The organism is Nocardioides soli (assembly GCF_014191495.1).
Classification (GTDB): domain Bacteria; phylum Actinomycetota; class Actinomycetes; order Propionibacteriales; family Nocardioidaceae; genus Nocardioides; species Nocardioides soli.
Window position 1 is genome coordinate 1,398,657 of record NZ_JACHWR010000002.1, and the last position, 12,249, is coordinate 1,410,905.

At 72.9% G+C, this 12,249-nt stretch carries 12 protein-coding genes; all 12 read left to right on the forward strand.

Annotated elements, in window-relative coordinates; translation table 11 throughout:
• Positions 1 to 5 precede the first annotated feature (5 nt).
• The 12 genes from FHU40_RS16970 (at position 6) to FHU40_RS17025 (ending at position 12,235) form a co-directional block, all read left to right on the forward strand.
• On the forward strand, positions 6 to 1,490 hold the full coding sequence (locus FHU40_RS16970; protein ID WP_221199874.1) for an aldehyde dehydrogenase family protein: 1,485 nt from the start codon (positions 6 to 8) through the stop codon (positions 1,488 to 1,490).
• Positions 1,487 to 2,380 carry an isocitrate lyase/PEP mutase family protein gene (locus FHU40_RS16975; protein ID WP_183593413.1) on the forward strand — a complete coding sequence of 298 codons (894 nt, stop codon included), beginning with the start codon at positions 1,487 to 1,489 and terminating at the stop codon, positions 2,378 to 2,380. Before FHU40_RS16970 ends, FHU40_RS16975 begins: the two co-directional genes overlap by 4 nt.
• Positions 2,377 to 3,591 carry an FAD-dependent oxidoreductase gene (locus FHU40_RS16980; protein ID WP_183593414.1) on the forward strand — a complete coding sequence of 405 codons (1,215 nt, stop codon included), beginning with the start codon at positions 2,377 to 2,379 and terminating at the stop codon, positions 3,589 to 3,591. The genes FHU40_RS16975 and FHU40_RS16980 overlap by 4 nt, the downstream gene beginning before the upstream one ends.
• Positions 3,588 to 5,033 carry an aldehyde dehydrogenase family protein gene (locus FHU40_RS16985; RefSeq protein ID WP_183593415.1) on the forward strand — a complete coding sequence of 482 codons (1,446 nt, stop codon included), beginning with the start codon at positions 3,588 to 3,590 and terminating at the stop codon, positions 5,031 to 5,033. Before FHU40_RS16980 ends, FHU40_RS16985 begins: the two co-directional genes overlap by 4 nt.
• A 168-nt stretch (positions 5,034 to 5,201) precedes the next feature.
• Positions 5,202 to 6,017: an oxidoreductase gene (locus FHU40_RS16990; RefSeq protein WP_183593416.1), complete on the forward strand. Its 816-nt coding sequence runs from the start codon at positions 5,202 to 5,204 to the stop codon at positions 6,015 to 6,017.
• A gap of 4 nt (positions 6,018 to 6,021) precedes the next feature.
• Positions 6,022 to 7,011: an alpha/beta hydrolase family protein gene (locus FHU40_RS16995; RefSeq protein WP_183593417.1), complete on the forward strand. Its 990-nt coding sequence runs from the start codon at positions 6,022 to 6,024 to the stop codon at positions 7,009 to 7,011.
• Between the two features lie 9 nt (positions 7,012 to 7,020).
• A complete protein-coding gene (locus FHU40_RS17000) occupies positions 7,021 to 8,250 on the forward strand; it encodes an aromatic ring-hydroxylating dioxygenase subunit alpha (protein ID WP_183593418.1) in 1,230 nt (409 codons plus the stop codon).
• On the forward strand, positions 8,247 to 9,044 hold the full coding sequence (locus FHU40_RS17005) for a hypothetical protein (protein ID WP_221199875.1): 798 nt from the start codon (positions 8,247 to 8,249) through the stop codon (positions 9,042 to 9,044). Before FHU40_RS17000 ends, FHU40_RS17005 begins: the two co-directional genes overlap by 4 nt.
• Positions 9,041 to 10,009 carry a hypothetical protein gene (locus FHU40_RS17010; RefSeq protein WP_221199876.1) on the forward strand — a complete coding sequence of 323 codons (969 nt, stop codon included), beginning with the start codon at positions 9,041 to 9,043 and terminating at the stop codon, positions 10,007 to 10,009. The genes FHU40_RS17005 and FHU40_RS17010 overlap by 4 nt, the downstream gene beginning before the upstream one ends.
• Positions 10,006 to 10,812: an SDR family NAD(P)-dependent oxidoreductase gene (locus tag FHU40_RS17015; protein ID WP_183593419.1), complete on the forward strand. Its 807-nt coding sequence runs from the start codon at positions 10,006 to 10,008 to the stop codon at positions 10,810 to 10,812. The genes FHU40_RS17010 and FHU40_RS17015 overlap by 4 nt, the downstream gene beginning before the upstream one ends.
• Entirely contained in the window at positions 10,812 to 11,492 is a 681-nt protein-coding gene (locus FHU40_RS17020; protein ID WP_183593420.1) for a hypothetical protein, read from the forward strand. The genes FHU40_RS17015 and FHU40_RS17020 overlap by 1 nt, the downstream gene beginning before the upstream one ends.
• Positions 11,489 to 12,235, forward strand: coding sequence for an aspartate racemase/maleate isomerase family protein (locus tag FHU40_RS17025; protein ID WP_183593421.1), 747 nt, complete (start codon positions 11,489 to 11,491; stop codon positions 12,233 to 12,235). The genes FHU40_RS17020 and FHU40_RS17025 overlap by 4 nt, the downstream gene beginning before the upstream one ends.
• The last annotated feature ends 14 nt before the right edge of the window (positions 12,236 to 12,249 follow it).

Here is a 12,249-nt window from a genome sequence, read left to right on the forward strand (position 1 = left end):
ACAGAGTGACCAACGCGAACATCGAGCTGCCGGAGCCCGGCCAGCTCGTCGCCGGCGAGTGGACGACGCCCACCCAGCAGCTCGACCTGGTGCTGGAGGACCCGTTCCGCGGCGTCCCGCTCGGTGCCGCCGCGGCGACCTCCGACGCCGACGTGGAGCGCGCGATCGCGAGCGCGGCGGCGGCGTACGACGAGGGTGGCTGGCTGGCCCTCGCCGTCGAGCGTCGCGCGGAGGTCCTCGACGCGATCGGGGATGCGCTCGAGGCGGAGCTGCCGCGGATCGCCGCGCTCGAGGCGTTCGCGACCGGCGTGCCGGTGCGGCAGACCTCGATCGTCGGGGTGATCGTGCCCGGGGCGTTCCGACTCGCGGCGCAGATGCTGCGGGGCGGGGTGCTGCGCGACGACCGGACCTCCGAGGGCGGCCACCCGGTCGAGGTGCACCGGCTCCCGCTCGGCCCGGCCGTGTGCCTGGTGCCGTGGAACGCCCCCGCGCCCATGGCCGCCCACAAGGTTGCGAGCGCGCTCGCGGCCGGGGCGCCGACGATCCTCAAGCCGAGTGAGTACGCGCCGTACGGCACCTCCGAGCTCGCCCGCGTGGTTGGCCGGGTGCTCGCCGAGGCCGGCGTCCACCCGGGCCTGTTCCAGCTGGTGCAGGGCGGCCCGCACGTCGGCGGCCTGGTGGTCCGCGATGCGCGGGTGCGTGCCGTGTCGTTCACCGGCGGCGCGATCGGCGGCCGCGCGGTGGCGGCGGCCTGCGCCGAGGACTTCACCGCGCTCCAGCTCGAGCTCGGTGGCAACAACCCGCTGGTCGTGGTGCCGGACGCCGATCCGGAGGCGGCCGCGACCGCCGCCGTCGACCTGCTGACCACGCTCAACGGCCAGTGGTGCCGGGCGCTGGGCCGCCTCGTCGTCCCGGCGACGATGGCCGACGAGGTGTTGGGCCGGGCGCTCGACCGGCTCGCGCGGCTGCGCGCCGGCGACCCGCTCGACCCCGAGACCGACCTCGGCCCGATGGTCCACTCCCGGCACGCGGCCCGGCTGCGTCAGGAGATCGCGACCCGTGCGGCCGCCGGGGGCACGGCGCACGCGAGCACCGAGCTCCCCGCGGGCTCGGGCAGCTTCCTCGCCCCGACCCTGGTGACCGGCGTGCCGGAGGCGGCCGCGACGGAGGAGATGTTCGGACCGGTCGCGACCGTGCACACCTACGAGACCGTTGCCGAGGCGGTGGCGCTCGCCAACGGCACGCCGTTCGGCCTCGAGGGGTACGTCGTCGGCACCGACACCGAGCGCGCCCTCGCGGTGGCCCGGCAGGTCCGCGCGGGCGAGGTCAAGGTCAACGGCTCGACGATCATGAGCCTGCACCTGATGACGCCGCGCCCGGCCTGGGGCCTCTCCGGCCTCGGCGAGGAGGGCACCGTGGAGACCATCCGGATCTTCACCGGCGCCCGCGTCGTCGGCGTCGAGGGCATGACCGCCCTGCACGGCCGATGACCGCCCAGCCGGCGGCGCAGCGGCTCCGCGCGATCCTGGGCGGCCCCGACCTGGTCCACTTCCCGGGCGTGTACGACGCGGTCGGCGCCCGGCTCGCGGTGCGTGCCGGCGTCCGCGGTGCGCACCTGTCGGGTGCGGTCGCCTCCGCCGTCGGGCTCGGCCTGCCCGACCTCGGCTTCGTGCACGCGGGCGACATCGTGCGGGTCGCGCGGGGCGTCGTCCCCGCGCTCGACGGGCAGCCGCTGCTGGCCGACGCGGACACCGGGTACGGCAACGCGCTGCAGGCCCGCGTGACCGCGCAGGCCTACGCCGCGGCCGGCATCGCCGGGCTGCACCTGGAGGACCAGGTCGCCCCGAAGCGATGCGGCCACCTCGCCGGCAAGCAGGTCGTGGACGTGGCCGAGGCGGCCGCGCGGGTGCGCGCGGCGGTGGAGGCCGGCAGCGGGATCGTCGTCGTCGCGCGCACCGACGCGCTCGGCGTCGAGGGGGTCGCCTCGGCGACCGAGCGATGCGTGGCGTTCGCCGAGGCCGGCGCGGACGCCGTCTTCGTCGAGGGTGCGGGCCTGTCGGACCTGGCTCGGGTGGTCGAGGGGGTCATCCGAGCGGCCGGCGCCTGCCCGCCCCTCGTCGTCAACCGGTCCGAGGCGGCCGGCGACCAACCGGCCCTGGACCACGACGCCCTGGGTGAGCTCGGCGTCCGGGTCGTCATCCACCCGGTGTCCGCCCTGCTCGCCGCGGCCCGCGCCCAGGAGGCGGTCTACGCCGCCATCGCCGCGACCGGTGACGCCGGCGGTGTCGACCGGCTCGGCTGGGACGACCTCACCACGCTGGTCGGGCTGCCCGACCTCCTCGCCCTCGAGCAGCGGTACGCCGCAGGAGATCCCGCATGAGCGAGCACAGCCAGACCCACGCGATCGTCGCCGGTGCCGGCCCGGTCGGCATGACCGCGGCGCTGCTGATGGCCCGGGGCGGCGTGCGGGTGACCGTCCTGGAGGCCGGTGGGTCGCTGGCGGGGGAGTCGCGGGCCTCGACGTTCCACCCGCCGAGCCTGGAGATGCTCGACGAGCTGGGGGTGCTCGAGCCGCTGATGGAGCGCGGGCTGGTGTCAACCGGGTTCCAGTACCGCGACCGGCGGACCGGCCCGATCGCCGACCTCGACCTGGGCGTGCTGTCCGACGACACGCGGTTCCCGTTCCGGGTCCAGCTGGAGCAGTCGAAGCTGACGCCGATCATCCTCGAGGTCCTCGAGGGCATGGACGACGTGACGGTCCACTTCGGCCAGCGCGTCGTGCGGGCCGAGACCGACGGCACCACCGCGACCGTGACGACCGAGGCCGGCGACACGTTCACCGCGGACTGGGTGCTCGGTGCCGACGGCGCCAACTCGCAGGTGCGGCAGACGGCCGGGTTCACCTTCGAGGGGATGACCTACCCGGAGCGGTTCCTGGTCGCCTCGACCACCGAGGACCTGGAGTCGATCCTGCCGGGCATCTCGGCGGTCAACTACGTCTTCGACCCGACCGAGTGGCTGGTGCTGCTGCGCACCCCCGAGCACTGGCGGGTGCTCTTCCCGACCGACCCGAGCACCCCGGACGAGGTCGAGAGCGACCCGGTGCGCGTGCAGGAGCGGCTGCGCGGCGTGGCCGACCTCGGCCGCGAGTGGCAGGTCCTGCACACCACCCTCTACCGCGTGCACCAGCGCGTCGCCGACACGTTCCGCAGGGGCCGGCTGCTGCTGATGGGCGACGCCGCCCACATCAACAACCCCCTGGGCGGGATGGGCATGAACAGCGGCCTCCACGACGCGTACGTCGAGACCCGGGCGCTGCTCGCCCTGATCCGGGGTGCCGGCACCCGGGAGCAGCTCGACGAGGCGTGCGAGGCGCGCCGCGAGGTCGCCCTCTCCTACGTCAAGACGATCACCCACGACAACTGGGAGAAGCTGCGCCAGGACGACCCCGAGGCAATCCGGGCCTACCACGACGAGCTGCGCGAGCTGGCCGCCGACCGCGAGCGGATGCGCAGGCATTTGCTCAACACCTCGATGATCAACTCCCTCCGGTCCGGCAAGGTCGTCGACATGGTGGGCGTGCAGCCGTGATCCAGCGGGAGAACCCCGCTCGGGTCGACGAGCTCGTCGGCAGCGTGGAGGCGACCGACCCGGTCGGCGTCGACGCTGCCGTGGCCCGGGCCCGCTCCGCGCAGCGGGCCTGGGCGGCGAGCTCCCTCGCCGAGCGGTGCGCCGCCGTGCGGGCGGGCGCCGATCGCGTCGCCGCCGAGATCGACGACCTTGCGGTGCTGATGGCCCGGGAGACCGGCAAGGTGCTGCCCGACTGTCGCGGCGAGCTGGGCTTCGCCGTCACCGTGCTGCGCTGGTCGGCCGACCGCGCCGAGGCGCTGCTCGTCGACGAGGTCGTCGACGACGAGGCCGGGCGCCTGGTCATCCGGCGCCGTCCGTACGGCGTGGTCGCGGCCGTCACGCCGTGGAACGCTCCCGTCATCCTGGCTGCGCTCAAGCTCGGCCCGGCGCTGGTGTCGGGCAACGCCGTCGTCGTCAAGCCGTCGCCGCTGGCGCCGTTCGCGATCGCCCGGGTGGTCGACCTGCTCGGCTCCGCGCTGGGGGCCGTCGGCCCCGACCTCGTGCAGGTCGTCCAGGGCGACGCCGCGACCGCGACCGCCCTGGTCGGGCACGCCGGCGTCGACCGGGTGGCGTTCACCGGTGGCGAGCGGGCCGGGCGCGCCCTCGCTGCGCTGGCCGGGCGGTCGCTCACCCCGTCGCTGATGGAGCTCGGCGGCAACGATCCGGCGCTCCTGCTCGACGACGCCGACCTCGGGCCCGACGCGATGGACCGGCTGGTGATGGCGACCTTCGCGACCTCGGGGCAGGTCTGCATGGCGGTCAAGCGACTGCTGGTCCCGCGCCGCCGCCACGACGAGGTCGTCGATGCCTACCGCGCCGCGGCCGCTCGGGTGCTGCGGCTCGGCGACCCGTTGCACGCGGGCGTCACGATCGGTCCGGTCGTGTCGGCCGACTCGGCCGCCCGGGTGCGGGGACTGGTCGACGCCGCCGCGGCGCGCGGTGCGGAGGCGTTCGTGCTCGGCGAGGTCGACGACGCGACCGATCTCGGTCGCGGCTACTACCTGCGCCCCACCCTGGTGGTCGGCGCCGCGCCCGAGCACCCGCTCGTGGTCGAGGAGCAGTTCGGCCCGAGCCTGCCGGTGCTCGCCTACGACTCGGTCGACGAGGCCGTCGCACAGGCCAACGCCGGGGACCTCGGCCTGGCCGCCTCGGTGTGGTCGGCCGACGAGGACCGGGCCTTCGCCGTGGCCGCCAGGATCGACGCCGGCTTCACGTTCGTGAACACCCACAACCGCACCGGCATGTCGCTGCGCGCGCCGTTCGGCGGGGTCAAGCGGTCCGGCTGGGGCCGCGAGTACGGCGACGAGGGCGTGCTCGAGCACACCCAGCCCTGCGTGGTGCACGCCCCCGGTGCGTTCCGGGCCGGCGGGTCCGGGCTGGCGGCCGCGGCGTACCCGGGCTGACCCGGGCCCCCGGCGGCACCGCGGCGATTATCGGTCGGCGGCCGGTCGAAATTCGGGACTTTGGTCCCGACTTCGGCGGATGCTTGATCCGAGGGTGGATCTCCCCGATCCCATGTCGTAGATTATATATACTTTCCGAACCCGATCGAGCCGGCTGCGAGGAGCACGATGAGCCAGACCCTGAAGTCCGTGCGCGAGTTCTACGACGAGGCTCCGCCGACCGACATCACGGAGATCTTCGGCACCTGGATGGAGCTGGTCGACGGCCTCGAGGCCAAGGTGGCCGACCGGTTCGAGCTCACCCGAGACCCCTCGACCGAGGTGCTGGAGAGCTTCGGCGGCGAGAACGGCGGCCCGACCGGCCGGATCCGCGGCTACGCCGGCCCGGAGATCGACTGGATGGTGCACTCCCACATGGAGAACGCGACGCTGGGCTTCGCGAACATCCACCTGACGATCTGGCTCGGCCCGCAGGTGAAGGTGCCGCACTTCGGCCTCGCGCTGGGTGCGTTCCCCCAGGCCTGGATCTTCGTCGACTCCGTGCCGCGCACCAACCTGCTCACCGACACCGACTCCTTCGACCGCTACTACGGCCCGCTCAACGCGGAGTGGGAGCAGGTGCAGCAGGAGAACGACTTCCTCGCCCCGTTCGTGAGCCGCAGCGGCTTCGTCCGGGCGAGCGTCTCACCGATGGGGCACGCGTACACGGCGCCCACTGACGGCCGCACCACCGACGTGGTCACCCAGCTCGCGACCGACCACCTGGACCGCTGGCTGCGGTGGGTCGACGAGGCCGAGCGGATCCCCGCCGAGGAGCAGGCCGCCCTGGCCGCCGACGACCTCGCGACCCGGCGCAACATCGCCGAGCGCGACCCGGCCAACGAAATGGGGGACCGCTTCTTCGGCAAGGAGCTCACGAACACCCTGGTGCGCGCCCTCTGGGGCGGCGACCGCCGGCTGCCGCGCGCGCACGAGCAGGGCTGACGTCTTGTCCGTCCTGGTCCGCAGCCTGCGCGCGGCGACGCGCGTCCCCGGGGCGCCGGCGCCGTACGACACGGTGCACCTGACCGTGCGCTACCCGGCGCTGCCACCGCGCGACGACGTCGAGCGGATGAGTGGGCGTCTCGCGGCCGACGCCGCAGGCGCGCCGTACCCCGTCGTGGTGCTGGTCTCGGGCGTCAACTGCCCGGCGGACGCCTACCGGTGGCTGGCCTTCCGCCTGGTCGAGGACGGCTTCGTGGTCGTCGGCTACGACTGGGTGGGCGAGCTGTTCCCGGGGGAGCACGGACTGACGCCGGGCGTCGACATCGTCGCGGCCGGGCCCGACCACTACGGGGAGCGGCCGACGACGCCCGCGCTGCGACCGGTGCTCGACGCGCTGGCCGGCCTCCATGAGACCGGCCCACTGGCCGGCCTGCTCGACCTCGAGCGCGTCGGCGTGCTCGGCCATTCGGCCGGAGGCACGGTGCTGCTGCAGTCGGCGAGTCGGGGATGGTTCCCCGAGGTGCGCGCGGTCGTGGCGTACGGCGCGCACACGATGGCGTCGCAGCTGATCGGCTACCCGCCGGGCACGCTGCTGCCGGCTCCGGTCCAGGCGCCCACCCTGCTGGTCGCGGGCACCCACGACGGCGTGGTCGCCGCGAGCGCGATCCGGTACGGCGAGCAGCCGGGTGCCCCGGGGCACGACCCGGTCGAGCGCACCTGGCGCGAGGCGCTGCCGGCGACCACCGAGGCCTGGCTGGTCCGGCTCGCCGGCGCCGGTCACATGCTGGTCGCGCACCCGGAGGACCCGTCCACGGCGCGCGGCTTCCTCGAGACCCCGACCGACGCCGACCAGGACCGGCTCCGCGCGGTGTTCGCCGAGGTCGTGTCGGCCTTCCTGGCGGCCCGGCTCACCGACCGTCCGGACGCCACGACCCAGTGGGAGCGGCTCGCCGAGCACGCTCCGCCCGAGATCGCCGACCTCCGTCGCAGCTAGGAGAAGCAGATGTTCAAGAACTTCTGGTACGCCGTCGAGTTCAGCCACGACGTGCTGCCGGGCAAGCCGAAGAAGGTCAAGGTCCTCGGGCAGCAGCTGGTGCTCTACCGCAAGACCAGCGACAACTCCGTGGTCGCGATGTCGGACCTCTGCGTGCACCGCGGCGCCGCGCTGTCGGGCGGTGAGATCAAGGGCGACTGCATCGTCTGCCCGTACCACGGCTGGGAGTACAAGCCGAACGGCGAGGTGCAGAAGATCCCCGCCCACCCCGACAAGGGCATCCCGCGCAAGGCCCGGATCGACTCCTACCCGGTGGTCGAGAAGTACATGTTCGTGTGGGTCTACATGGGCGACCTCCCCGAGGAGGAGCGGCCGCCGATCCCGGACTGGTCCGACATCGACGACACCGAAACCTATCGCGCGGTGACCGGATCCTTCCTCTGGAAGTCCAACTACGAGCGGATCCTCGAGAACGGCGTCGACGTGGCGCACACGCCGTTCGTGCACGGCGGCGTCTTCGGCAACCGGGAGAAGCCGGAGGTGCCCGAGTTCGAGATCGACAGCTCGCCGTGGCACTGCAAGGTGTCGGTGGAGCTCAACCCGCCGCGCTCCAAGGGCATCTGGGGGCTGATCAACCCCAACAAGCAGAAGGCGCTCCAGGACCGCCCGCCGGTCCCGGTGTCCACGACGTGGTGGCTGCCGAACATGATCCTGCTGCACATCAAGACGCCGATGGGCGACCTGAAGATCTTCGACGTCAACGTGCCGATCGACGAGGAGACCACGCTGGTCAAGTTCGTCGCGCTGCGCACGTTCTTCAAGGGCAAGTGGGCCGACCGCGACGCCAAGCGCCGCGTCTTCAAGGTGTTGTACGAGGACCAGGCCATCGTCGACGCGGTCCGGCCCGAGCTGCTGCCGTTCGACCTCTCCGACGAGCTGCACGTGAAGAGCGACTACAACGCCGTGCTCTACCGGCGCCGGCGCCAGGAGCTGATCGAGGCCGGCTGGAGCGTCGAGGGCAACACGATCGTCGGCGAGGGCCCGGCCCGCGTCGAGGCGCGGGTGATCCCGTCGCCGGTGCGCAAGGAGGTGCCCGAGCTCGCGAGCGCATGGAACTTCAAGGAGGTCCGCAGCAAGCAGCTGCGCGGCGGCATGGCGGAGCGCGAGGAGCGCGGCGACCTGCCGCGCACCGACTCCGGGATCGATGGCGACCAGACCGTCAAGGAGGTCAAGGCATGAGCGACACCCACATCAGCCTGCCCGCGGCCCTGTGTCACGGCACGCTCGACACCATCGTCGAGCGCGGCGGCCTCACCGAGGTCGGGGGACCCGACGGCGCGCCGTACCTCGAGCTGGTCTCGGTGATGGGACCGCAGCCGGTGGGCGAGGTCCGGGTCTTCACCGGCGAGCGGATCGCGAAGGTCGTGTACGTCGGCCTGTCCGTGCCCCAGATCGGGCTCGACAGCCACATGGTGTTCGCCTTCGCGCCGGCCGACGTCGCGGTCCCGCACTTCACCCTCGACTCGGTCGAGGGCCAGGGCAGCTACGCCTTCCACCTCGACCTGATCCCGCGCGTCGACCTCGGCACCCACCTGACCTACCTCGACTGGGCGCACACGCCGCTCGACGCGACGTACGAGGAGGTCGAGGCCCGGCCGGGCCTGACCAGGACCACGATCGGCCCGCGGCAGTTCGCGATGATGTCGCCCTGGATGCTGGTGCACCGCGCCGACGCCGACGCGTTCCGGGCCATCGACGGCCCGGTCCGGGCCTACCTCGACCACTGGTTCTCCCTGGTCGAGGCCGGCGTGCCCGCGGAGGTCGTCGCGGACGTCGTCGACACCGATCTCGCCGCGCGCGACGAGCGCAACCGGGCCAACATCTTCAGCCCCGAGGTCGACCAGGTCTGGGCCCAGGTCCAGCGGCTGCTCGGCCTCGACCTCGCCGAGCGGGTGCGCGTCCAGCTCGTCGACAACTCCCTTCCCACGAGCCTTCCCACGAGCCTTCCCACGAGCACGGAGGTGTCCGCGTGACCGCGGTGTCGGAGAATCCCATCGAGACCAGTGAGTGGCAGCGGCGCATCGAGGGGGAGTGGCACGGTCGCCCCGGGCTCTTCGACGCGCAGGGCAACCACGTCGGCTTCGAGCGGGTCGATCGGGCGAGCGTCGTCGAGGACGGCGTCGCGCGCTACTGGATGAACACCCAGCTCGACGCCAGCGGCCCGCTGCGCAACCGCTTCGAGCTCGGCGCGCAGTTCGACTTCGGCATCGTCGACTCCGACGAGAACCGCGTCTACTGCGGCCCGGACTTCTACGGCACCGGACAGCCCTACGGCCTGTTCGTCGACGCCCACTACTACTCGCCGGGCTGGCAGGCCGACCTGCGGACCTGGAACCAGGTGCTCGCCGACGGCGAGACCCAGGTCTACTCCTCGGTGCTGCACGACGGGTGGGCGGTGTGCGCGGTCTTCAACGGCGTGTACAAGCGCACCTTCGACGCCGACACCAACCCGGAGACCAGGCGGCTCGTCGACGAGTGGATCGCGTTGGAGACCAGGCGCGGCTCGGTGCCGCAGGTGCTGCCGACCAAGGAGAAGGGCGCCTGGACCGGCAGCCTCTTCGTCAACGCCGCCGACCAGAGCTCGCTGGGCGAGGTGCAGGTGACCATCGAGCACGAGCCGCTCTCGCTGCGTCGCGCCCGCCAGCAGGTGACGTGGGCCGGCGCGCTGGACCGCAGCTACGGCTTCGAGCGGGTCCGCGACGGCGCCCGCACCCAGTACGAGGGGCCCGAGGCGTTCGGCAACGCCACGTCGTACGGGCGCGCGCTCTTCACCAGCCAGCACCTCGTCGGCCCGGACGCCCGCGGCGTGGAGAAGATCAGGGGCCGCGAGGTCCTCATCGATCCCGACTCCCGCGAGCTCGCCGTCGTCTGGCAGCTCTTCCGCGGCGACACCACCACCCACTTCGTGCACGGTCTGCTGACCTGGGAGGCCCGGTGACCGGCCGGGTCGTCGTCGTCACCGGCGGCACCCGCGGCATCGGCCTGGGCCTGGCCCGGGAGCTGCTGGCCCGCGACTGCCGGGTGGTGCTCTGCGGCCGCTCGGAGGAGAGCGTCCGGGGGGCGCTTGCCCGGCTCGACGCGGGCGACCGGGCCACCGGCGTGCCCGCCGACGTGACCTCACGGGCGTCGCTGCAGGCGCTGTGGGACCACGCGGTGGCGACGTACGGCCGCGTCGACGTCTGGATCAACAACGCCGGCGTGTCCGCGCCGCGCCGGCCGCTCACCGAGGTCGCCCCCGAGACCGTGGAGTCGGTCTTCGCGACCAACACCTTCGGTGCCGCCAACGGCAGTGTGGTCGCGCTCGCCGGGATGCAGCGGCAGGGGAGCGGCTGGATCTGGAACATGGAGGGCTTCGGCTCGACCGGGCAGGTCCAGGCCGGGATGGCGACGTACGGCGCGTCGAAGCGGGCCGTCACCTACTTGACCGAGACCCTGGTCAAGGAGGTCCGGGGCAGCGACGTGAAGGTCGGCCTGCTGTCGCCGGGCATCGTCGCCACGGACCTGCTCGTCGACGACTACGCCGGAGATCCGGAGGCGTTCGAGAAGGCGCGCAAGATCTTCAACATCCTCGGCGACCGGGTCGAGACCGTGACGCCCTGGCTGGCCGAGCGGCTGCTCCGGGCGCAGAAGTCCGGCACGCGCGTCGCCTGGCTGACCACCCCGAAGGCGATGAGCCGTTTCCTGACCGCGGGCCTCCGCAAGCGCGACATCTTCGCCGACGCCACGCCGGGTGCCGCCTGATGGTGGTCGACCCCTGCACCGAGTACGGCCTGGCCCTGGCGATCGAGGACTTCGTGCCGGTGCTGCTCGCCGGCGCCGGCTCGGTAGTGCTCGGGTCGGCGGCCGGGCGGGTGCTGCCCGCCGTACGCCTGCCCGCGCTGCTGGCCGGCGCGCTGGTGACCCTCGGCGGCTTCGCCAAGGCGCTGTGGAAGCTGCTGGTCGCGGCCGAGCCGTGCCGCGACTACCCGGTGCTGGAGAACCTGCTCTTCCCGTGCCTGGCCTTCGGGTTCGCCGGCATCGCGTGCGCCCTGTGGGGCGTCCGGAATCGGCGTCAGGTGCCGTGGCCGCCGTTCCTGGTGCTGCCGGTGCTGGCCGGCGTCGCCGCACTGGTCGTGATGGACACCTGGCCGCTGCTGGTCGCGTCCGCGATCGGCGCCGTCACCGTCGGCGTGCTCGGCATCGGCATCTCGCGCCGTGAGGGTCACCGCCTCGGCGTCCTGTTCTTCGTCGTCTACATCGTCGGCACGCTCGTGCTGCCGCCGCTGGCCGCGCGCCCCCACCAGTCCGAGGAGCTGCAGTGGGGCGAGCAGCTGACCAACTCGATCGTCCAGCTGTGCTTCCTGCTCGGTGCCCTCGGCATCCGCAAGCGGGCGACGCCGGCCGCGGACCCCACCCCCACCCAGGTAGGAGCACTCCAGTGACGGACCGCCTCGGCTACCGCCGCAAGTTCGGCGTGATCGCCCCGAGCACCAACACCATCGTCCAGCCCGAGTTCGACATGATGCGGGTCCCGGGCGTCACCTCGCATTACGGCCGGATCCTGATCCGGGACGGCCGGATCGCCGACGACGAGGGCATGCAGAACCTGCTGGTCCAGATCCGGGCCGCGATGGCCGACTGCGTCGAGGGCGTCATGACCATGGAGCCCGACTACATGGTCATGGGGATGAGCGCCGAGACCTTCTGGGACGGCGTCGAGGGCAACCGCCAGTTCGTCCAGCAGATCAAGGATCTCTCCGGCGGTCTCGGCGTCGCCACCGGAGCCGAGGCGTGCGAGCGGGCGCTGCAGCTCTTCGGCGCGAGGAAGATCGGCATCGTCACGCCGTACACCCCGATCGGCGACGAGAACGTCCGCACCTTCTTCACCGAGCTCGGCTTCGAGGTCGGCCGGATCCGCGGCCTCTCCTGCGAGAGCGCCGTCGCGATCGCGCACGTCTCCGAGCAGACCCTGCGCGAGGCGATCCTCGAGGTCGACGGGCCGGACGTCGACGCGATCGTGCAGTGCGGCACCAACCTGTGCATGGCCGAGCTCGCCGACGAGGCCGAGCGCTGGCTGGGCAAGCCCGTCATCGCGATCAACGCGGCCACCTGGTGGATGGCGCTGCGCGAGAACGGCATCGAGGACAAGGTGCACGGCTTCGGCTCGCTGCTCCGGGAGCGCTGAGCGCCGGTCCGCGC

What these genes read in the sequence shown, in the direction of transcription:
- FHU40_RS17000 (WP_183593418.1), top strand. Translation starts at nt 7,021, where the DNA reads ATGTTCAAGAACTTCTGGTACGCCGTCGAGTTCAGCCACGACGTGCTG.
- FHU40_RS16990 (WP_183593416.1), top strand. Translation starts at nt 5,202, where the DNA reads ATGAGCCAGACCCTGAAGTCCGTGCGCGAGTTCTACGACGAGGCTCCG.
- FHU40_RS16975 (WP_183593413.1), top strand. Translation starts at nt 1,487, where the DNA reads ATGACCGCCCAGCCGGCGGCGCAGCGGCTCCGCGCGATCCTGGGCGGC.
- FHU40_RS17005 (WP_221199875.1), top strand. Translation starts at nt 8,247, where the DNA reads ATGAGCGACACCCACATCAGCCTGCCCGCGGCCCTGTGTCACGGCACG.
- FHU40_RS16980 (WP_183593414.1), top strand. Translation starts at nt 2,377, where the DNA reads ATGAGCGAGCACAGCCAGACCCACGCGATCGTCGCCGGTGCCGGCCCG.
- FHU40_RS17020 (WP_183593420.1), top strand. Translation starts at nt 10,812, where the DNA reads ATGGTGGTCGACCCCTGCACCGAGTACGGCCTGGCCCTGGCGATCGAG.